Source organism: Ruegeria sp. D3 (assembly GCF_056534465.1).
The window spans coordinates 227,980-248,847 of record NZ_JBQFPK010000007.1 but is presented as its reverse complement, the minus strand read 5'-3'; the positions used below and the strand labels follow the sequence as shown (position 1 = coordinate 248,847).

At 59.0% G+C, this 20,868-nt stretch carries 20 protein-coding genes and 1 tRNA gene; 12 read left to right on the top strand and 9 right to left on the bottom strand.

Annotation, left to right across the window (positions count from 1 at the left end):
* Positions 1 to 229: 229 nt before the first annotated feature.
* The 3 genes from cysS to ACR0DX_RS12565 are packed head-to-tail and all read left to right on the top strand — an operon-like array spanning position 230 to position 4,040.
* On the top strand, positions 230 to 1,627 hold the full coding sequence (cysS, locus tag ACR0DX_RS12575) for a cysteine--tRNA ligase (RefSeq protein WP_170354275.1): 1,398 nt from the start codon (positions 230 to 232) through the stop codon (positions 1,625 to 1,627).
* A complete protein-coding gene (gene cimA, locus ACR0DX_RS12570; RefSeq protein WP_170354274.1) occupies positions 1,627 to 3,261 on the top strand; it encodes a citramalate synthase in 1,635 nt (544 codons plus the stop codon). Before cysS ends, cimA begins: the two co-directional genes overlap by 1 nt.
* Entirely contained in the window at positions 3,258 to 4,040 is a 783-nt protein-coding gene (locus tag ACR0DX_RS12565) for a squalene/phytoene synthase family protein (RefSeq protein ID WP_170354273.1), read from the top strand. The genes cimA and ACR0DX_RS12565 overlap by 4 nt, the downstream gene beginning before the upstream one ends.
* 4 nt (positions 4,041 to 4,044) lie before the next feature.
* Here the strand turns inward: ACR0DX_RS12565 and ACR0DX_RS12560 are convergent, their stop codons facing one another.
* Complete coding sequence (locus tag ACR0DX_RS12560; protein WP_170354431.1) at positions 4,045 to 5,271, bottom strand: MFS transporter; 1,227 nt, start codon at positions 5,269 to 5,271, stop codon at positions 4,045 to 4,047.
* A 97-nt stretch (positions 5,272 to 5,368) separates the two neighbouring features.
* Between ACR0DX_RS12560 and ACR0DX_RS12555 the strand changes: the two genes are divergently transcribed.
* From ACR0DX_RS12555 to ACR0DX_RS12540, 4 genes are read left to right on the top strand one after another with little or no spacing between them, the layout of a single operon-like run.
* Positions 5,369 to 6,001: a DNA-3-methyladenine glycosylase 2 family protein gene (locus ACR0DX_RS12555; protein WP_170724289.1), complete on the top strand. Its 633-nt coding sequence runs from the start codon at positions 5,369 to 5,371 to the stop codon at positions 5,999 to 6,001.
* Complete coding sequence (locus ACR0DX_RS12550; protein ID WP_170354271.1) at positions 5,998 to 6,663, top strand: alpha/beta hydrolase; 666 nt, start codon at positions 5,998 to 6,000, stop codon at positions 6,661 to 6,663. Before ACR0DX_RS12555 ends, ACR0DX_RS12550 begins: the two co-directional genes overlap by 4 nt.
* A 4-nt stretch (positions 6,664 to 6,667) precedes the next feature.
* Positions 6,668 to 7,162, top strand: coding sequence for a GNAT family N-acetyltransferase (locus ACR0DX_RS12545; protein ID WP_170354270.1), 495 nt, complete (start codon positions 6,668 to 6,670; stop codon positions 7,160 to 7,162).
* Between the two features lie 2 nt (positions 7,163 to 7,164).
* On the top strand, positions 7,165 to 7,467 hold the full coding sequence (locus ACR0DX_RS12540; RefSeq protein WP_170354269.1) for a putative quinol monooxygenase: 303 nt from the start codon (positions 7,165 to 7,167) through the stop codon (positions 7,465 to 7,467).
* Here ACR0DX_RS12540 and ACR0DX_RS12535 read toward each other — a convergent pair whose 3' ends face one another.
* Both ACR0DX_RS12535 and ACR0DX_RS12530 read right to left on the bottom strand, forming a co-directional pair.
* Positions 7,468 to 7,893, bottom strand: coding sequence for a VOC family protein (locus ACR0DX_RS12535; RefSeq protein ID WP_170354268.1), 426 nt, complete (start codon positions 7,891 to 7,893; stop codon positions 7,468 to 7,470). It lies immediately after the preceding gene.
* Between the two features lie 31 nt (positions 7,894 to 7,924).
* The gene (locus ACR0DX_RS12530; RefSeq protein WP_170354267.1) at positions 7,925 to 8,530 is read right to left on the bottom strand and encodes a pseudouridine synthase; all 606 of its coding nucleotides are present in this window, start codon (positions 8,528 to 8,530) and stop codon (positions 7,925 to 7,927) included.
* A gap of 211 nt (positions 8,531 to 8,741) precedes the next feature.
* Here ACR0DX_RS12530 and ACR0DX_RS12525 point away from each other — a divergent pair, with 211 nt between their 5' ends.
* Positions 8,742 to 9,329 carry an HNH endonuclease gene (locus tag ACR0DX_RS12525; protein WP_170354266.1) on the top strand — a complete coding sequence of 196 codons (588 nt, stop codon included), beginning with the start codon at positions 8,742 to 8,744 and terminating at the stop codon, positions 9,327 to 9,329.
* Here ACR0DX_RS12525 and ACR0DX_RS12520 read toward each other — a convergent pair.
* The gene (locus ACR0DX_RS12520) at positions 9,299 to 9,784 is read right to left on the bottom strand and encodes a disulfide bond formation protein B (protein WP_170354265.1); all 486 of its coding nucleotides are present in this window, start codon (positions 9,782 to 9,784) and stop codon (positions 9,299 to 9,301) included. The two genes, ACR0DX_RS12525 and ACR0DX_RS12520, sit on opposite strands and share 31 nt — an antisense overlap.
* On the bottom strand, positions 9,781 to 10,359 hold the full coding sequence (locus ACR0DX_RS12515; protein WP_480846309.1) for a YqaA family protein: 579 nt from the start codon (positions 10,357 to 10,359) through the stop codon (positions 9,781 to 9,783). Before ACR0DX_RS12515 ends, ACR0DX_RS12520 begins: the two co-directional genes overlap by 4 nt.
* 144 nt (positions 10,360 to 10,503) lie before the next feature.
* Between ACR0DX_RS12515 and ACR0DX_RS12510 the strand changes: the two genes are divergently transcribed.
* Positions 10,504 to 10,589, top strand: a tRNA-Leu gene (locus ACR0DX_RS12510).
* A gap of 122 nt (positions 10,590 to 10,711) precedes the next feature.
* Here the strand turns inward: ACR0DX_RS12510 and ACR0DX_RS12505 are convergent.
* Entirely contained in the window at positions 10,712 to 12,205 is a 1,494-nt protein-coding gene (locus ACR0DX_RS12505) for a BCCT family transporter (RefSeq protein WP_170724290.1), read from the bottom strand.
* Positions 12,206 to 12,541: 336 nt separating this feature from the next.
* Here ACR0DX_RS12505 and ACR0DX_RS12500 point away from each other — a divergent pair, with 336 nt between their 5' ends.
* From ACR0DX_RS12500 to ACR0DX_RS12490, 3 genes are all read left to right on the top strand, one after another.
* Positions 12,542 to 13,510: a TAXI family TRAP transporter solute-binding subunit gene (locus ACR0DX_RS12500; protein ID WP_170354262.1), complete on the top strand. Its 969-nt coding sequence runs from the start codon at positions 12,542 to 12,544 to the stop codon at positions 13,508 to 13,510.
* Positions 13,511 to 13,613: 103 nt separating this feature from the next.
* Positions 13,614 to 16,223: a TRAP transporter permease gene (locus ACR0DX_RS12495; protein WP_170354261.1), complete on the top strand. Its 2,610-nt coding sequence runs from the start codon at positions 13,614 to 13,616 to the stop codon at positions 16,221 to 16,223.
* Positions 16,220 to 16,651, top strand: coding sequence for a universal stress protein (locus tag ACR0DX_RS12490; RefSeq protein WP_170354260.1), 432 nt, complete (start codon positions 16,220 to 16,222; stop codon positions 16,649 to 16,651). Before ACR0DX_RS12495 ends, ACR0DX_RS12490 begins: the two co-directional genes overlap by 4 nt.
* On the opposite strand, the gene ACR0DX_RS12485 is transcribed toward ACR0DX_RS12490, so the two are convergent.
* Genes ACR0DX_RS12485 through ACR0DX_RS12475 form a run of 3 tightly spaced genes read right to left on the bottom strand, consistent with a single transcriptional unit; the run spans position 16,652 to position 20,740 of the window.
* Entirely contained in the window at positions 16,652 to 17,692 is a 1,041-nt protein-coding gene (locus ACR0DX_RS12485; RefSeq protein ID WP_170354259.1) for a lipocalin-like domain-containing protein, read from the bottom strand.
* Complete coding sequence (locus tag ACR0DX_RS12480) at positions 17,682 to 20,096, bottom strand: ABC transporter permease (RefSeq protein WP_170724291.1); 2,415 nt, start codon at positions 20,094 to 20,096, stop codon at positions 17,682 to 17,684. The genes ACR0DX_RS12485 and ACR0DX_RS12480 overlap by 11 nt, the downstream gene beginning before the upstream one ends.
* Positions 20,093 to 20,740: an ABC transporter ATP-binding protein gene (locus tag ACR0DX_RS12475; protein ID WP_170354257.1), complete on the bottom strand. Its 648-nt coding sequence runs from the start codon at positions 20,738 to 20,740 to the stop codon at positions 20,093 to 20,095. Before ACR0DX_RS12475 ends, ACR0DX_RS12480 begins: the two co-directional genes overlap by 4 nt.
* Positions 20,741 to 20,868 lie beyond the last annotated feature (128 nt).

Sequence of the window (20,868 nt, the reverse complement as noted above, 5' to 3'; positions counted from 1 at the left end):
AGGGCCAGAGCGTTTTGAGAATGTCAATTCGAGGCAGTGTGAAAACAGGGGCTTGGCGGAACAATGCCCGCATGATAACCAAACTCTATGAAACTGACGTTCTGCATCATTACCTGCTGCATTTCCTGCTGATTTATCAAGCGGGCCAGTTTCTTTCGTTTTCATCCCTGAGACAAGTTGCTAAGCCCGCGCCAACGCGAGACGCCATGCCGTTCTTAGGAGCCGACCGATGACCACGATCAAACTGCACAACACAAGGACCCGGACGAAAGAGGATTTCGTGCCGATCAGTGCTGACAATGTGCGGATGTATGTCTGTGGTCCGACGGTCTATGACCGCGCCCATCTGGGCAATGCGCGGCCCGTGGTGGTGTTTGACGTGCTCTATCGGTTGCTGCGCCACAGCTATGGCGCAGAGCATGTGACCTATGTGCGAAACTTCACCGACGTGGATGACAAGATCAACGCGACTGCTTTGGCGCGGCAGAAAGCGGGTGCAGCGGGCACGTTGGAGCAGCTTGTGCAGGAACGCTCGGACGAGACGATCGGCTGGTACTTGCATGACATGGGCGCTTTGGGCGCGCTGGAGCCCAACGAGATGCCGCGCGCGACGCAGTATATTGGCCAGATGATCGCCATGATCGAGGACTTGATCGCCAAAGGCCACGCCTATGCAGCCGAGGGGCATGTTCTGTTCGCTGTGGACAGCTGGAAGGCTAAATACGGCGCGCTGTCTGGTCGTTCGGTCGATGACATGATCGCCGGAGCGCGGGTCGAGGTTGCGCCATACAAAAAGAACCCGATGGATTTCGTACTTTGGAAACCGTCGACCGACGAGTTACCGGGGTGGGACAGCCCGTGGGGACGGGGGCGTCCGGGATGGCATATCGAATGCTCGGCCATGAGCTATGAGCTGTTGGGTGAGAGTTTTGACATTCACGGCGGCGGCAATGATCTGATGTTCCCGCATCATGAAAACGAGATAGCGCAAAGCTGCTGCGCCCATCCCGAGGGCGAGTTCGCGCGGGTTTGGTTGCATAATGAGATGCTGCAGGTTGAGGGCAAGAAGATGTCCAAGTCTTTGGGCAATTTCTTCACCGTACATGATCTGCTGGATCAGGGCGTTCCGGGTGAGGTGATCCGGTTTGTGTTCTTACAGACGCATTACCGCAAGCCGATGGACTGGACCGAGAAGAAGGCCCGCAACGCCGAGGCGACGCTGCGCAAGTGGCGGGCGCTGACAGCGGGCATCGAGCCCGCCGCCAGCGCGGCCCCCTCGATGATCGCCGCGCTGGGTGATGACCTGAACACGGCGGGGGCTTTGGCGGAACTCCACCGCCTGGCGGCAGAGGGTGACGCAGCGGGCCTGTTGGCCAGTGCGCAGGTTCTGGGGTTGTTGGAGCCTGAGATGGGTGCTTGGGCCGATACGGGCTCGGCGGAACTTTCGGGTCATGCGACGCGTCTGGCCGAGGCGCGGGCCCAGGCGATGCAAAGCAAGGACTTCTCGGAAGTGGACCGGTTGAAGGCGGCCTATGTCGCAGCAGGGCTGGAAGTGCGGATGAGCAAGGACGGTGTGGAGCTGGTGCCGGGGGCCGGGTTTGACGCTGCCAAGCTGGAGGGTGTGTGATGTCGAAGGAACGGCTTTATCTATACGACACCACCCTGCGCGACGGGCAGCAGACCCAGGGTGTGCAGTTCTCGACCGCTGAAAAGGTGCAGATTGCCAAGGCTCTGGACGAGTTGGGCGTGGACTATATCGAGGGCGGCTGGCCCGGTGCGAACCCCACCGACAGCGCGTTTTTCGAGGTTGCGCCAAAGACCTCGGCCCGGTTGACGGCCTTTGGTATGACCAAACGGTCGGGCCGGTCGGCCGAGAATGATGATGTGCTGGCCGCCGTGATGAATGCTGGCACGCAGGCTGTCTGTCTGGTGGGCAAGTCTCATGATTACCACGTGACCCACGCATTGGGGACCACGCTGGAGGAGAATGTCGAGAATGTCCGCGCCTCAGTCGCGCATATCGTGGCGCAGGGGCGCGAGGCACTGTTCGATGCCGAGCATTTCTTTGACGGCTACAAGGACAATCCCGCCTATGCGGTTCAGGTCTGCCGGGCGGCTCTGGACGCAGGCGCGCGCTGGATTGTGCTGTGCGATACCAATGGCGGTGCGCTGCCAGCCGAGGTGTCGCGCATTGTGACCGAAGTGATCGCCGCAGGTCTGCCGGGCGATCGTCTGGGTATTCATACGCACAATGACACCGAAAACGCAGTCGCCTGTTCGCTGGCTGCCGTCGACGCAGGCGCGCGACAGATACAGGGCACGCTGAACGGGCTGGGTGAGCGGTGTGGCAATGCGAACCTGACCGCTTTGATCCCGACCTTGTTGCTGAAAGAACCATATGCCTCGAACTTTGATATAGGCGTCACCACAAAGGCGCTGGCCGGTCTGACGCGGATCAGCCGGATGCTGGACGACATCCTGAACCGGGTGCCCAGCAAACAATCGGCCTATGTGGGGGCCTCGGCCTTTGCGCATAAGGCGGGGTTGCACGCCAGCGCGATCCTCAAGGATCCCTCGACCTATGAGCATGTAGATCCGGGGGCAGTCGGCAATGCGCGGATCATCCCGATGTCGAACCAGGCGGGCCAATCGAACCTGCGCAAGCGGCTGACCGAGGCGGGGCTGTCGGTGGAAAAAGCCGACCCGGCGCTGGGGCGCATCCTTGACCGGATCAAACAGCGCGAGGCCGAGGGCTATTCTTATGACACCGCACAGGCCAGTTTCGAACTGCTGGCGCGGGATGAGTTGGGGCAACTGCCCGAGTTCTTTGAGGTCAAGCGGTACAAAGTGACCGTTGAACGGCGCAAGAACAAGTACAACAAGATGGTCAGCCTGTCCGAAGCCGTGGTCGTGGTGAAAGTCGACGGCGAAAAGAAGCTGTCGGTCAGTGAGTCTCTGGATGAGGATGGCAGCGATCGCGGACCGGTGAACGCGCTTGCCAAGGCGCTGGCGAAAGATCTGGGGCAATATTCGCAGGTTCTAGCGGATATGCGGCTGGTGGATTTCAAGGTGCGCATCACCCAAGGCGGGACCGAGGCTGTGACCCGCGTCATCATCGACAGCGAAGACGGGCAGGGGCGGCGCTGGTCGACCGTGGGCGTCAGTGCGAACATAGTCGATGCCTCGTTCGAGGCTCTGCTGGATGCGATCCAGTGGAAACTGGTGCGTGATTGCGGGCCGCAGGCGGTGGTGGCCGAGTGAGCGTTGCCTTCGACGATGACGTAAAGGCCTGCGCCGCACTTGTGCATCGCGCTGATCCGGATCGGTTCATGGCGGTGATGGCGGCTCCGGTTGCGGTGCGGCCCAAGCTCTTTCCGATTTACGCACTAAATGCCGAGGTGGCGCGCGCGCCGTGGGTCACGCAAGAGACGATGATCGCCGAAATGCGTCTGCAATGGTGGCGCGATGCGTTGCAGGAAATTGCCGAAAGTGGAACTGTGCGCCGCCACGAGGTTGTAACGCCCTTGTCCCGTGTGCTGTCGCCTCATCTGGCCGCGCAACTTGATGAGTATGTGGCCGTAAGGCGTTGGGATATATATCGTGATCCGTTCGAAGATCAGGCCCATTTCGACACCTATCTGGACCAGAGCGCAGGTAGCCTAATGGTTGCTTCTGCGCAGGTTCTGGGGCCAGCGGATGAGGGAGTTTTGCGCGACTTCGGCTATGCGGTTGGCGTGGCGAATTGGTTGCGCGCGATCCCCGAGCTTGAAGCGCGCGGGCGCATCCCATTGTTGGACGGCACACCTGACGGGGTGCGGGCGCTGGCGCAAGCAGGGTTGGACCGGTTGCGGCGGGCGCGGGCGAATGCGGCGGTGGTGTCGGCACAGGCACGTCCGGCGCTGTATTCCGGGTGGCAGGCCGAATGGGTGCTGCGCCGCGCCATTGCCAAACCGGATCGTGTGGCTGCCGGGGATATGGCGCAGGGGGAAATGCGGCGCAGGTTGTCCCTGATGTGGACGGCCGCGCGGGGGCACTGGTAGGCGATCAGGCGGCCTCGGGTTCCGTGGGCTTCAACACCAGCCACAACAGTGCGCCACCGGCCAAGGTCAACAGAGGGATCATGGCAAGGTTCACCGCTGTCCACCCCTCGACCGCCGAACCGCCCGAGCAGTTCATCAACCCGCCCGAAGCAAGCGAGGCAAAGGTTACGCCGCCGAACACCAGCAGGTCATTCAGGCCCTGCATCCGCCCGCGTTCATTCACGTCATGGGCAGAGGCCAGCATCGTAGTGGCCCCGATAAAGCCAAAGTTCCAACCGATGCCCAGCAGGATCAGGGCGATGAAGAAATTGCCAAGCTCGACCCCTTGCAGGGCGACCACTCCGGCTGCGCCCAGAATGGCCAGGCCAAGGGCGACGATTCTCTCGACTCCAAAGCGGGCGATCAACTGACCGGTGAAAAAGCTGGGGATATACATGGCCAGAACATGCCCAGTCACCACATCGGCCGCGTCATTGGCCGAATAGCCGCAGCCGACAACCGCCAGCGGGGTTGAGGTCATGACAAGGTTCATCAGCGCATATGACACCATCGCGCAGATGATCGCGACGGCGATGCGCGGGGTTTTCAACATCTCAAGTCGGTTGCGACCTTTGGGTGCGTCCTCTGCCATTTTTGCCGGGGTCGGGATGTCGAGAAAGAAGAACAGGACCGAGCCGATCACATTCACCGCAATCACTGCCATATAGGTGCCGAGGAACGGGATCACATAGGCGGTTGAGGTCAGCTTGACGATCTGTGGCCCAATGATCGCCGCCGCAAGCCCTCCGGCCATGACATAGGAAATCGCTTTGGGGCGGAAAGCGTCCGAGGCCGTATCGGCGGCGGCAAAGCGGTAAAAGCCGTGCGCGCTCATATAGATACCGGTCAACAGGCTGCCTAGCAGAAAGATGGAGAATGACCCCAAATACAGGCCGTAAGCCCCGACCAGACCGCCAAGCGCACCTGCAGTTGCGCCCACCAGAAAGCCAACGCGCCGTCCCCAGCGCTGCATGATGGCCGAGATCGGCGTGGCCGCCAGCATCGACCCTAGCACGATAAGTGAGATCGGAAGGGTCGCCAGACAGGCATTGGTCGCCAGCGACTCGCCCGCCAACCCGCCGACGATAAAGATCATCGGCATCTGTGCGCCCAGCACCGCTTGCGCGGCCACCAGAACGGCGACGTTGCGTTTGGCTTGGCTGTCATCGGGGGTAGTGGCGGTCATCGTCATGCGCCCATGGGTATCCGCGAAAAGCATGTCGCACAAGCGGGTTGCATATGCGTCAAAGCAGCCTAACGTGTGCGCAATCAAACAGCCTGAGGCCCGCATGTCCGTCGGACGTATCATCGAAACCAACGACTGTGTGCGTGAGGGGGCCGAGTGGCTGGGCAATGCCTGCCCGCGCATGGCCTATGCGCTGGATCAGGTGGGACCGTTGCCCCTGCGTCGCAAGCCTGACGGGTTCGCGCAGCTGCTTAGCGCGATTGTCAGCCAGCAGGTCAGCGTGGCCTCTGCCAATGCGATCTGGAAACGGTTGCAGGACGCGAAACTAACCGGCCCGCGCAAGATCATGTGGGCCACCGATGATGACCTACGAGCCGTTGGGCTGAGCCGTCAGAAAATTCGCTATGCCCGCGCGCTGACCGAAGCGCGCATTGATTACAAGGCGTTACGCGATCTTCCTGACGCGGATGTGGTCGCCGTTCTGACCGAAGTTCCTGGCATCGGGGTCTGGACCGCCGAGATCTACGCCATGTTCTCGCTGGGCCGCGCCGATGTGATGGCACCCGGCGATCTGGCCCTGCAAGAGGCCGCGCGTATCCTCTACGATCTGCCCAAGCGCCCGAACGACAAGGAATTGCGGCAGATGGCCGAGGCGTGGTCGCCCTGGCGGTCGGTTGCGGCGCGGGTGTTGTGGGCCTATTACCGGGTTGCAAAGGAACGAGAAGGGATCAGATGACTCGAGTATTGAATGCGCTCCGAAAAGAGCCGGTTTCGGGCGACACGCGCTCGGTCGTGGTGTTTGTGCATGGCTACGGCGCCAACGGGGCCGACCTGCTGGGGCTGGCCGATCCACTGGGTGAGCATCTACCCGACACGCTGTTCGTGGCGCCCGACGCGCCCGAGCAAATTCCTGGTATGCCCAACGGATTTCAATGGTTCCCGATCCCGTGGATCGACGGCTCGTCCGAAGAAGAGGCGCGTCGCGGTATGGAGATGGCGGTCGAGGATTTCAACGCCTTCCTTGACGCGCTGATGGTGGATGAGGACGTGCTGCCCGAACAGGTGGTGCTGTTCGGCTTCAGTCAGGGCACGATGATGAGCCTTCACGTGGCCCCGCGCCGCGAAGACCCGGTAGCTGGGATCGTCGCCTTTTCGGGCCGGTTGCTAGAGCCTGATCTGCTGCCCGATGAGACGGTCAGCCGAATGCCGATCCTTCTGGTGCATGGAGACGCTGATGATGTGGTGCCGCCGCAATCGCTGCCTGAGGCGGCCGAGGCGCTGCAGGCTGCCGATTTCAAAGAGGTTTACGCCCATATCATGAAGGGCACCGGCCACGGTATCGCGCCTGATGGCCTGAGCGTGGCGTTGGCCTTCATGCGTGACAAGCTGAGCCTTTGATCCAATGATCGCAGTCCGGCCGATGATGCCCGAGGATGTGGCAGCCGCGTGTCGGATCCTCAACCAGACTATCGAGATCGGGGGGACGACTGCGTTCGAGATCCCGTTTTCTGAGGCACTTTTTGCGCAAAGTTATCTGGACGGGCCCGACAAGATCTGCTGCCATGTTGCGCTGGACGAACAGGGTGAGGTTGCCGGTTTTCAGTGGCTGGGATCGCATGCAAAATTGCCTGACGACTGCGCCGATATCGCCACCTTTGCGCGCCGCGATCCGGTTCTGAGAGGTGTTGGGCGGGCGCTGTTTGCCGAAACCTCGAAACATGCAGCGGCTTTGGGGTTCAGCGCGATCAATGCCACGATCCGGGCCGATAACCGGCAAGGGCTGAGTTACTACGACAAGATGGGTTTTCTGGACTACTCGGTCGCTTATGGCGTTCCCCTGCGTGACGGCACACCGGTTGATCGGATTTCCAAACGGTTTGAACTGAGAAAGGGTTAGGAATGCTAGTCGTTACTGGAACGGTTGAGGTCGCGCCGGAAGGCATTGAACAGGCGGCAAAAGCCGCGCAGGAAATGGTGGCGGAAACGGTGAAAGAACAAGGCTGTAACATCTACGAATTCAGCCAGGTTCTTGGGCATTCCAACCGCTTCCGAGTGTACGAAGAGTGGGAAAGCCAAGCTGCGCTTGAGGCGCATATGGCCACGCCGCATATGGCCGTGTTTCAGGATGCTTTGGGTGAGGTTGGGGTCACATCCGCAGATATTTACCGCATCGTAGGCGGCGAGAAGCAGCCGCTGCGGTAATCAGCCCCAAAGGTGGGGTTCTGTGAACTCCACCGAGTTGCCCGCCGGATCGCGCACATAAAGCGAGTGCGCACCGTTCGGCCAATCGAACTCGGCATCCAGGGGTACGTTCCAGTCCAGCAGGTGTTTGCGCATCACCGCGATCTGGTCGCGGGGCATGGACAGGCAGACATGGCCCGGTCCGCGCGCTCCATGAGGGGGCACGGGCAGGTCGGGGTTCAGTGGCGGTTTCTCGGTCTCGTCAGCGTTGAAGATCAGCAGAACCGTCGCACCCACGCGATAGAACACATGCCGGTCGGTGACCCGCTGGATTTTTTCAAGTGCCAGAACCTCACCATAGAATTGTTCGGCCACGTCAAGGTCATCGACGTACAAAGCGGTCTCAAGAATGCCCTGCGGGGTGGGGATATCCGACGTGATTTTCATGGCCTAAGCCTATCACAAACGGAGGTTTTTGTCACCGGCGGGGTCGGCGGTCACGTTTACGCTGAGGTGCCGCGTTGATCGCGGGTTCGGGCAGGCTGTCCCATTGGCCGGGATCCAGCCCATCCAGCGTCCAGTCGCCAATGCGGGCGCGGATCAGGCGCAGGGTCGGGTGGCCCACAGCCGCCGTCATGCGCCGAACCTGCCGGTTCTTGCCTTCGCGCAGGGTTAGCTCGATCCAGCAATCGGGCACTGTCTGACGTTCGCGGATCGGAGGGGTGCGCGGCCAAAGCCCATCGGGTTCGTCCATCATCCGGGCCTTGGCGGGGCGGGTCACGCCATCTTTCAACTCGACCCCGTCGCGCAGCGCCTTTAGCGCGGCGGCGTCGGGCAGGCCTTCGACCTGTACCCAGTAGGTTTTGGCCATCTTGTGCTTAGGGTCGGCGATATGCGCCTGCAGCCGCCCATTGTCGGTCAGCAGCATCAGCCCTTCGCTGTCACGGTCCAACCGCCCGGCAGGATAGACGTCCGGTAGGTCGATGAAATCCGACAGGGTGCTGCGCGGTGTGTCCGCATTCGCCCGGTCGGTAAATTGCGGCAGCACGTCGAAGGGTTTGTTGAATCGAATAAACCAGCTCATGGTCTTCGCCATAGCGCGGCGGAAACTGTCGTGCAACCTGTGGATAACTGTCATGTGCCTGTTACGCAGGCAGCTTACCCATTCCCCGAGATATTGTGGATACTCAGGGCTTGTCAGAGTTTTAACACGATATATAGTTAACTTAAGGCCGGGGCGGGTGTTCCCCGCTCTGATGTCAAACGGGCAGAGCAGAGCGAGGAGCGATTCTGATATGGACGCAGACTTCAGGACCGAATTTGTCAGGGAACCCGGTGCGCTAAAGCATCATCCGGCACTGGTTTTGAACGCCGATTATCGCCCCTTGTCTTACTATCCGCTGTCCCTTTGGCCATGGCAGGAGGCTGTGAAAGCCGCCTGGCTGGATCGGGTGGACATTGTGGCAGAGTATGACGAGGTCGTCCGAAGCCCCAGCACTGAAATCCGAATACCGTCGGTTGTTGTGCTGAAAGACTATGTAAAACCCAGAAAGCGCGTGGCCTTCACGCGCTTTAATTTATTTCTAAGGGATGAATTCCGCTGCCAGTATTGCGGCAGCCGGGGGGATCTGACGTTTGACCACGTGGTGCCGCGTGCCGCAGGCGGTGTAACCAGCTGGCAGAACGTGGTGGCGGCGTGCAGCCCGTGCAACCTGCGCAAAGGGTCGAAATCGCTGCGGCAGGCAGGAATGACCCTGCGCAAGCCGCCGCGCCAGCCTGATGCCGAAGCCTTACGCAATGTCGGGCGGAAGTTCCCGCCCAATCACCTGCATGACAGCTGGATCGACTTTCTTTACTGGGATGCCGAGCTGGACGAGTTCTGACGCCAGGCCAGCATCCAGAATACAATCAGCACAGTCGAGATTACGCCGTTCCAGGCGGCCATGGACAATCCGAACATCTCCCACGGGATGTCATCGCAGCGTACAAGGGGCGCGGTCATGATCTGGTCGAACAAGTCCTGAGTCGATAGTCCTCCGATATCGCCGGAAGTGCAGCTTGACGGGCCTTCCCACCACCCTTGCTCGACCCCGGCGTGGAAAAAGCCGATAGCCGCAGTGGACAGCGCAGCCAGTGCTCCGACGAGGGGGAAAAAGTTCAAACGCGGCAGCGCCAGAGCCAACGCGCCTACAAAAAAAGCTACGGCATGAGGATAGCGCTGCCAAATGCACATTTTGCAAGGTGCCATACCGCCAAGGTATTGAAATGCCCACGCCCCCAGCAGCAACGCGCCAGAGCCGCCGGCAGCGACCAAAATCAGTTGAGCTCTTCGTGTCATATGTATTTCACCACAAGAAAGCCGCCGAACAGCAGGATTATGAACAACGTGAACATCAGGCCCAGTCGCTTTTCGATGAAGGCGCGGATCGGCTCTCCAAAGCCCCACAAAAGACCGGCTACAATGAAAAAGCGCAATGCACGTGCCAGAATCGACGTCGCAATGAATGTGCCCAGAGGCATGCCGGTCCAGCCCGACATAATGGTGATGACCTTGTAAGGAAAGGGGGTCACGCCCGCCGCCAGCACAGCCCAGAACCCGAAATCGTTGAAACGGGTGTTGAATTCCTCCATCGCGTGAGCCTTGCCCATGGATTCGAGGATGGGCTGACCGAGGCTTTCATAGAAAAAGGCCCCAATCGCGTATCCAAGCAACCCACCGAGCACCGATGCGACCAACGCAACTGTCGCGATCATCCACGCACGTGACGGTCGCGCCAGGATCATCGGAATCATCAGCACATCGGGCGGAATCGGAAAGAACGAGCTTTCAATAAAGGCCACCACGGCCAATGCCCACAAAGCGTGCGGGTGTTCGGCCAGACGAATAGTCCAGTCATAAAGTGATCGTATCATTCGGCGCCAAAATCCCGGTCAACAGATGGGTTAGCCAAATCACGCGGTCATCCTAGGGTCAACTGCCGCCGGAAAAACAAATAACGATGGGTTGTTTTTTGCCTCTGGACCTTCCTGAACTTGGGCGCTAATCCAGTGTTCGTGGCCCAAGTGGCGGAATGGTAGACGCAGGGGATTCAAAATCCCCCGCCTTCACGGGCGTGAGAGTTCGAGTCTCTCCTTGGGCACCACATCTTCCGGTAAGCAAAGTGTATTGGCGACCCTTAAGGGTCCGGTCGGAGGCTGAGCCAGACCAGAAAGCCGATGAACAGGAACACATTGATGTTTAGAAGCGTGTCAATCAGGGAAGTGCTCATGAGCGGTCCTCGCGGGCCAGTGATTTGATCAGGCAGATAACCAGTACCGGAACGATGAAAACAAAGGCTATGGCCGACAAGGCTATGATCGACCGGACAAGCCCAATGTCACCGACAAATATCATCGCCAGCCCTAAAGCTCCGAGAATCGCCCCCCAGATTGTGCGTATGCGGGGCGAGGGGTTCTCGTCCCCACCGGTTCCGATCATCGCCAAGGTGAATCCGGCGCTGACCACACTGGTAATGACGAACAGAAATGCCGCCAAAACCGTTGCGGCCCTCGTCACGCCGTCCAATGGAAACCGTTCCAGCAGAGCAAAGGTCGTGGCGTCCAGATTTTGCGCGTTTATCGCAGACAGTTCTGCGTGTTGGCGCAGGGCGTCGTAAAAGCCTAAGCCTCCGAAGATTCCGAACCAGAAGATCGAAAACAGGGTGGGTGCGACGATAACGCCTACCAGAAACTCACGAATGGTTCGCCCGCGCGAAATACGAGCGATAAAGATGCCTACAAAGGGAGACCAAGCTAACCACCAGATCATGTAGTTCAGCGTCCAGCCCTGAAACCAGTCGACGATGATATCATCGAAAAACTCGGCGGTCGAAAACCCGGCGGGTAGAACTTCGAACAGGTACCGGCCAAACCCGGCGACGATGTCGTTCATAAGGAACGATGTTGGGCCAAGCAGCAGCAGATAAATCATCATACTGACAGCAATCAGCATCGCGGCGTTTGACAGCAGCGCCATTCCGTCGCCAAGGTCCTTGCGCAGCGGTATAATGAACGCAACACAAAGCGCGACAAAGACCGGTATCGTCAGGGTGTCGGGGTTTTCAACTCCGATCAGGCCCGCCAACCCTGTCTGTATCTGGAAAACCCCCATGGCCATTGACCCGGCCAACCCCACGGCGATCGCAACGATTGATAAAAGATCGAACAGCCAGCCCAGGGACCGGGTCCAGCGCATATCGCCAAAAGTATCCAGTACTGGTGCGCTCAACAGCAAGGCCCTGCCTTTGCGATAGGCGAAATAGGCGATGACCAACGCCACGATTCCGTAAATGGCCCATGCGTGAAACCCCCAGTTAAGGTAGGTGACGAACATGGCGTAGCTGGCCGCTTCCGGCTCGTCGCGGTATTGCCGCAGTACTTCGAAGTGGGTCAACGGCTCGGCAGCTCCGTAAAATAACAGGCCGACGCCCATCCCGGCGGCAAAAAGCATAGCGATCCAAGCCGGGGTGGAAAATTCGGGCGTATCCGTGTCTTTGCCCAACCGAGTGTTCCCGAACCGGGAAAAGGCTAGAAAGAGCGCGACGAACAGCAACCCGCTGACCTCGAGCATGATAAACCAGCCGCGGCTGTTGAATTGAGTCGCCACTGCGGCAGCGGCCAATTTGCCCAGCCCTTGCGGGTCGGCAAGCCCCCAAACTGCGATGGCGGCACTTAGGGCAAGCGCAATGGCCAGCAGCGGGCTGAACGATGTTTTGTTCACGGCTTTTCGCCCTTTCTACTCCGTGTTTGAACGAACCAACCAAACCATTCCGTTAGGACCGGCCAATGGCTGAGTTTGAAGCGGTATACACTCAAATTCGACCGATGGGGAAACTTTGGCAAATTCCGTCATATATGCGGATTGAGGACGTTACGTCATGTGCAGGGGTTGACAAGATGAGTGTCTGAATGAAACGTCGTCTAAGTTGGGAGATTTTGGAATTTCAGATGCTTGACCCTGTTGCATGATAGGGTGGCTTGCCGTACCGGCATGGTCCCAGATGGGGGGCCGCTGACATGTCTCTCATCCACAATAAGAGTTTGGGAGTTCTCAAAAATGAAAAACAGCAGCAAGCTAAGCCTTGGCGCGTTTGTCACGGCAGCCATGATGGCTCCGGCGGCTTATGCGGAAGAATTCATCACCATCGGTACCGGCGGTGTGACTGGCGTGTACTACCCGACCGGTGGCGCGATCTGCCGTCTGGTGAACAAAGGACGCAAAGAGCATGGCGTTCGGTGCTCGGTCGAGTCAACCGGCGGATCGGTTTACAACATCAACACCATCCGCGAAGGCGAGCTGGAGTTCGGTGTGGCCCAGTCCGACTGGCAGTACCATGCCTATAACGGCACCTCGAAATTCGAAGATGCTGGTGCGTTTGAAAACCTGCGCGCTGTGTTCTCGGTCCACCCCGAGCCGTTCACTGTTGTGGCGCGTGCCGATTCCGGCATCAGCAGCTTTGAAGACCTTAAGGGCAAGCGCGTGAACATCGGCAACCCCGGTTCCGGTCAGCGCGGCACCATGGATGTGGTTCTGGACGCCATGGGCTGGACGATCGATGATTTCGCCCTGGCATCCGAACTGAAAGCAGCCGAACAGTCGGCAGCCCTGTGCGACAACCAGATCGACGCGATGATCTACACCGTGGGCCACCCGTCGGGCTCGATCCAGGAAGCCACCACCGCCTGTGACTCTGTTCTGGTCAACGTAACCGGCGACGCGATTGACGGCCTGATCGACGGCAACTCGTATTACCGCACCGCGACCATTCCGGGCGGCATGTATCGCGGGTCTGACGGTGACACCACGACTTTTGGTGTTGGCGCGACTTTCGTGACCTCGGCGGATGTGTCTGAAGACGCGGTCTATGCGGTTGTCAGCTCGGTTTTTGAAAACTTCGACGATTTCAAAAAGTTGCACCCGGCTTTCGCCAACCTCAAGCCCGAAGAAATGATTTCCGACGGTCTGTCGGCTCCGCTGCATCCGGGCGCCGAGAAGTACTATAAAGAAAAAGGCTGGATTCAATAATCCAGACCTGATGCGGAGTGCCTTCGGGCGCTCCGCCACCCAAGCCCGGCGTAACCGGGTAGCGAATAAGGCCAAAAAGGTCGCATGACGGGGAGACATCCTGATGAGTTCCGACACCCAATCCAATCGCCCTCTATCCGAAGAAGAGCTACAGGAGCTTGTAGCCTCGTCCGATGCAGGGGGGCGTAATCCGGTTGGCAGTGTCGGGATTTTTCTGGCTGTCGTTGCAGCGCTTTGGTCGGTGTTTCAGGTCGTTCTGGCCTCGCCGATTTCCAACGTGGCTCTGCCGGGCAGTGTGGTGAACAACTCGCGCCAGATCCATCTGGCTTTTGCGATGTTCCTGGCCTTTGCGGCCTATCCGGCACTGAAATCCAGTCCGCGAAACTACATTCCCATTCAAGACTGGATCATGGGCGCTCTTGGGGCGTTTGTGGCGCTTTACGGGTATTTCTTCTACGACAAGATCGTAAACGCCGGTGGTCTGGCGGATGATACCGACAAGTGGATCGCGCTGGGTGGTCTTTTGCTGCTGTTCGAGGCCGCACGCCGCGCGCTTGGCCCGGCTATGGCAATCATCGCGACGATCTTCCTGCTCTATGTGTTCTTCGGTTCCTCGGAATGGGTGCCCGAGGTGATCCGCTGGAAGGGCGCAAGCCTGAAAAAAGCCATGAGCCACATGTGGATCACGTCCGAGGGCGTGTTCGGAATCGCGCTTGGTGTGTCTACGAAATTCGTTTTCCTCTTCGTGCTGTTCGGCGCATTGCTGGATAAGGCCGGGGCAGGGAATTACTTTATCAAGATGGCCTTTGGTGCGCTTGGCCACCTACGGGGTGGTCCGGCCAAAGCGGCTGTTGTTGGGTCGGCCGCAACCGGCCTGATTTCGGGCTCCTCGATTGCGAACGTGGTGACCACCGGCACCTTTACCATACCACTGATGAAGCGGGTGGGCTTTTCCAGTGAACAGGCGGGTTCGGTCGAGGTGGCGAGTTCGGTGAACGGACAGATCATGCCGCCGGTGATGGGGGCTGCGGCCTTCCTGATGGTGGAATATGTGGGCATCTCCTATGTCGAGGTGATCACCCACGCCTTCCTGCCCGCCGCGATTTCCTACATCGCTCTGGTCTATATCGTTCACCTCGAAGCCGTGAAGCGCAACATGCCCACGCTGGGCAATCGCGAGGTGCATCTGGCGCGGACCGTTGTCGGGATGCTGTCCTTTTTCCTAGTGTTTGCAGGGCTGTGCTATAGCTCGCAATTCCCGGTCGAGGCGGTCACGGCGTGGGCTCCGTCTGCGGCGGGTCTGATCCTTAGCCTGATTGTGTGTGCGGTCTATGTGGTCCTTCTTTACCTGGCTTCTCAGGTCCCGGATCTGGAGCCGGATGATCCCAACGCCAAAGAGGTAGAGCTGCCCGTTATCGCCGAAATTTACAAAGCGGGTCTGCACTATCTGCTGCCGATCATCGTGTTGGTCTATTTCCTGATGATCGAACAGAAATCGCCCGGCTTATCGGCGTTTTGGGCCACCGCGCTGCTGTTTGTAATTCTTGTGACGCAGAAGCCGCTCAAGGCAATCTTCCGGGGTCAGAGCAACCTTTACGATACGTTCATCGACGGCGTGGCCGATCTATGGCAGGGCCTGATTGACGGCGCGCGGAACATGATCGGCATCGCGCTGGCCACCGCCACGGCGGGCGTGATCGTGGGCACCGTGACGCTGACCGGCGTGGGGCAGGTGATGGCTGATCTGGTCGAGTTCCTGTCGGGCGGCAACCTGATTCTGATGCTGGTGATGGTCGGACTGCTTAGCCTGATTCTGGGCATGGGCCTGCCGACCACTGCGAACTATATCGTCGTCAGTTCTTTGATGGCCGGAGTGGTGGTTGAGCTGGGCGCACAAAGCGGGCTGATCGTGCCGCTGATTGCCGTACATCTGTTCGTGTTCTATTTCGGCATCATGGCCGATGTGACGCCGCCTGTGGGTTTGGCCAGCTTCGCTGCAGCCGCCGTTTCTGGGGGTGACGCGATCAAGACAGGCTTCACCGCGTTCTTCTACAGCCTGCGCACCGTAGCGCTGCCATTTGTGTTCATCTTCAACACGGATTTGCTGTTGATCGACGTCACTTGGGTCGAGGGCATAATCGTCGCTATATTCGCGACCATTGCCATCCTCGTCTTCACTGCTGGGACAATGGGCTATTTCCTGACCCACAGCCGTATCTATGAAAGCATCGCGCTGATCGCTGTGGCTTTTGCACTGTTCCGACCGGACTACTTCATGGATCGGATCGCGCCTCCGTACACATCGGTCGAACCGGCTGCTTTGGTCGAAACGATCGGCCAAACCCCACCGGGAACCGAGATGCGACTGGTCGTTGCCGGCCCCGATTTTGACACGCTTGAGATGACTGATACCACGGTCGTCGTGACCGTCGGCGACGAAGAGGGCGGCGAAGCGCGAGTGGAAGCTCTGGGGCTGTTGCTGATCCCAGAGGATGGGTTGGTCAAATTGGAAGAACCCTTGTTCGGTGCGCCGGTTGCCGATGATCTGGATATCTTTGACTATTACGGGGATGAGGCGGTCCGTCTGACCTCGGTCAGTGTGCCGTCCAGCCAGCCTCCGAAACAACTGATCTATATCCCGGCGATGATATTCCTGGGTCTGATCGCCTTCCTGCAACGTGGCCGTGCCACCAGACAAGAGGTGCCCGCATGACAAACTCAGTCCTCTGTGCCGTCGACATCAGCAATGGTGATCTGGATGTCCATGTCCTCAAAAAAGCGGCTGCCTTGGCCCAGATGGAAGACGCGCAGCTTGATGTTGTAACTGTTCTGCCGGATTTCGGCGAAAGCTGGGTGTCCGGTTTCTTTCAAGCCGATTTCCATGAAAAAGCGTTGGAAGAAGCGCAGACGAAACTGACCGATATGTGTGTCGCGGCGCTGGGTGCGGAACGGAACGAGACTGTCCGCCATGTGGTTGCAACCGGTACAGCCTATCAGGAAATCCTGAAAACGGCCGATAGTGCCGGGTCAGACCTGATCGTGATCGGAGCGCACAAACCGGATTTCAAGGACTACCTTCTGGGTCCGAATGCGGCACGGGTAGTGCGACACTCTAACGTCTCGGTTTTTGTCGTTCGCTAGTCAGTATCCGGTCATTTCAAGGTAGCCACGACCACTGTGGCTGCCAGTGACGGTAACCGGACCCTCCCAATATTCAAACATCGTCGCCATCCATGAATCCGGTGTCATAGCCGATACCTCTACATCAAGATCGCGATCCGGCAGCGTGACCTGCCACCGAATGGGCACATCACGATCAGCCACCTGTGCCGTGTCCAACGGACGGAGCCGTACAGCACCATCGGGCAAAGAGGTGGTTGTACCGTCCGGGGCAATCCACGTGGCGGCGGTAAAGTCCCCACGGCCCCCCCTTAGGCGGAAGGCCATCAGCTTGTCACCGTCATCGAAGCTGAGGGAAAACCAATCCCACCCGGTCTGGTCGGCGGCCAGCGGCTGCGATGACCATTCGCGGTCCAGCCAGGCTTGCCCCGTGACAGCGATATCGCCGTCAGGCAGCCGCAGCGTCCCTTCAACGGTGTAGAAAGGTTGCGAGTAGTAGTAACTGGCTTGCCCGTCTGCTGATTTGACGGAATACCCGCCGTTTCCATGGAAAACCAACGGACCCTGCGCGTCGAGGGACACATCATACCCAAAATCCACCCCCTGAGCGCGGAGGTTCAGGCGATCCAGATCGTCTCCCTGCATGTACCATTCATCGATCCACGCCACGAACGGGTCGGCTGTGACGCCCGCCTGACCAATACCGCCACGCGACAGGCGCTCTGCAAAGTAATGCGCTTCGGGTGTGGTGACAGCTGCGTGGCCCATCCAGATTTGAGGGCTTTGCCACCCTTCGACTTCGTTTGGTCTGAGGGCCGATCTGAACAGGGTCCATTGCAAACCATAGCTGCGCCCATCCTCTCCGGTCAGGTTTGCCGTTAGATACCACCATTCGATCCGGTATGACGGGTGCGGACCGTGATCTTGCGGAAAGCTGAAATCATAACCTTCTTGAGGTACGTCGAACCCTTCTGCCGAGCCGCCCAAACCGGCGTAGCCTTGGCTCTGTGCCATGCTTGGCAACAGCAAAGTCAGTATCAAGAGGACATATTTAACGCTCATTGGCGAACACCCTTAAAAGGTCGGCGGGCGGCAGTCGTAACAGGCGAAGTGCGGGCAGAGCAGCCGCGATGAGAGCGGCCACAAGGGTAAGCACCAGAAGATAGACCCAATCCGATGGAAACAGATACATCGGCAATCGCCAGCCGAAGGCCTCGACATTTATGACCGCCAGTAGGGTCCATGCCAACGCCAACCCAAGCGGCAGCGCGAAAACCGCCGTCAGCGCCGCAAGCAACACGCTGCGCAACAGCTCTAGCCGGGCTAGACGCGCTCGTGTTAACCCCAGCGCCCAGATCGGCGCAATTTGCGGCAAGCGCTGCGTCCACAGTGTCAGCAGGCTTGTCAGAAGCGCAAATCCCGCGACACCAAGTGTCAGGATGTTCAGCGCCGAAGTGACGACGAATGTTTTTTCAAAAACCGCCACGGATTGCGCCTTCATCGCCGCCTGTTGAACGACCGACCGCGATGGCAGATCAAAGCGGTCACGCAAGGTCTGGGCCAGTTCCGTTGCCCGATCTTCAGGGACTCGGATGCCAAAGCCACGGATTTTCGCCCCGGGGGAGATTTTATCAAGGCGATCCATCGAAACGATGGCTTGTCCGGTGGGGTTGCCATAATCAGAATACACCCCTGCTATGGGCAAACTGAGATTCGCGCCAAGGCTTAGAACGTCACCCGGCCAAAGGTCTTCGCGCCGGGCCAATTGTTCGTTGATCAAGATTGCAGTTCCGTCCATCACACGGTCCCACGTTTCTGATGAAGATGCGATCAGGGGCCATTTTTCGCGATAGGTCTGATCGTCGACAACGCCGTACAAAAACAAAGGTCCCGAGCTATGGGACAGCTCCACGTTGCGAATAGGTAGTAATGCGTGCACTTGTGGGGCAAGCCATTTGGCAATCTCTTGCGCCTGTTGTTGATCGGAAGGCGTCAGGTACAGTTCCGACGTCAGGCGTTGATCCAGCCATCCGGTAAAGGTCAGACGAAAGCTGGACACCATCGTGCCTACACCGACATTGGCAGCCAGGGCCAGCAACAGGGCCATCAAAGCCAAAGACAGACCGGGAAGCTGAGCGCGCATGTCGGACCATACCCATTGGGCGATCGGGCCTGTTGCTCGGCGTTGCAGCACTTGCAGCGCGAGGGATAACAACGTTGGCAAAATGAGCGCGGCACCGACCAGAAAGCCGGCGACCATGGCAAAACCGCTTACCAGACCTCCGACCAGAAGGTGCGCTGCGACACCGCCGAGGATCGCCAAAGCGCCCGCAATAGGGGAAAGCCACCTGTCTGACGAAGCTACGCGCCACGTCTGAAGCCCAGCGCCCGACAGCAATGGCATTCGGGACAAGCGGAACAGGGCTTGCCCGCTGGCCAGCAAGGTGCCACCGACGGCCATCGCAAGGCCCGCCAGAACCCATTCAGGTTGCAGGGCGATCTGACCACTCACAGGTGCCCCGTACAAACCGCGCAAAGTGGCTGCAACATCAGGCAGCAAAGCTCCCGCAATGAAGAACCCAAGCATCAGGCCAAGTATGCCTCCGACGATGGCAAAAAGGGTCAGTTCCGCCATGATCATCCAGACCAGTCGCCGCATCGAGACCCCTAGTGCCCGTAAGGTGCGGATCATTGCGCGCCGCTGAGCAAAGGCAAGCCCGACCGTACCGTGGACGATGAACAGCCCAACTGCAAAGGACAGCAATCCAAAAGCTGTCAGGTTCAGATGGAAACTGTCGGTCAGTTGGGCCGTGTCCAGTTGCGAGGCCGCGTCTATCCGTTCCAGAGACGGAGCGACAACGGCAAGATCTGGCAGGTTGCGCGGTTGGTTCGGTAGGATGATGACACGGGACAAAAGACCGGGGCGGTTCAGCAAAACCTCGGCCACACCTATATCGGTCAGGATCAGGTCTGATGGAAGGTTATCTGTCACCACCATTGATGGCAGGTCCTGGGTTCCAGTTAGCAACGTGGCCAACTCAGGGTGTACCAGCAATCGGCCCGGAGCGGTCAGTATCTGGGCCGGATCAGGAGGGGTTTCGCCTTCCTCCATCTGGGTAACTGCGGGCAGGGCAGGGTAGCTAAGCATATCTACACCCAGCACTCGAACCGTGCGGCCGTTTGTGCGCATAGAGCCCTCTAGCGCGGCGGCCACTTGCCATCCTGCACGCCTCAGCTCGGTGTAGCGCGCTAAGGGAAACAGGCCCGAGGGGTCTTGAAGGGTATCGAATTGCCCCAGAGCCAACTGGTTGTTCGCCCTTTGATAACTGGCCCTGGCTTCGGCATTGATGGCTTGTACAGCCGACCACAGCGCTGTCGCCAGCGCGATCCCGATCAGAAGGGTGGCGAGTTGTATTCGATGTGCGCGCCAATGGGACAACAGGGCCTGAACAACGGCTTGCGTCATGCTATGCGACCACCGCTGAGATGCGCACGCTTGTCCAGCCGGTCTGCAATCTCGCTTGAATGTGTCACCAAAAGCAGAGCGGTCCCTGTCTCGGAGACCAGCGACAACATCAGGTCCAGAACATTCGCGCTGGCGGTTTCGTCGAGATTTCCCGTCGGTTCGTCGGCAAGCAGAAGCTTGGGTCGAGACGCCAGCGCGCGCCCGATAGCGACGCGTTGTTGTTGTCCGCCCGACAGGGTCTCGGGGTAGCGATCCAAAAGATCAGACAGGCCCAACCGGTCGGCCAGATGGGCGTTCCAGTCTTTATCCTCTTGCCCCGCAAGCCGGGCGTGGAAGGATAGGTTTTGCCTGACCGTCAAAGACGGAATCAGATTGAACTGCTGGAAAACAATCGACAGGCTATGCCGGCGTAGATCGGCCCGGCCGGGGTCGTCGAGCGACGATAAACCTGTGCCATCCAACGTGATCTCTCCGTCTTCGAAACTGTCCATCGCCGCCGCGAGGTTCAGAAGGGTGCTTTTGCCGCTGCCGCTTTCACCGGTCAGCGCCAAAGTTTGGGCCGTGTCCAAGTCAAGCGAAACACCCTGAAGCACCGGACGTCCTCCAGGATAGGATTTTCGAACATTCTCGATTTTCAGCAGCATTCTGATCGCTCTCTTACCGTGCGCCACAATGTGGACCCAACGCAGCCGGAGTCCAGCGCTGACACGGATTCGTTTCCATTCGTCGCAGCGGATCACGCAGGGTTGTCCCGATGGGCCTAACCAGTCAT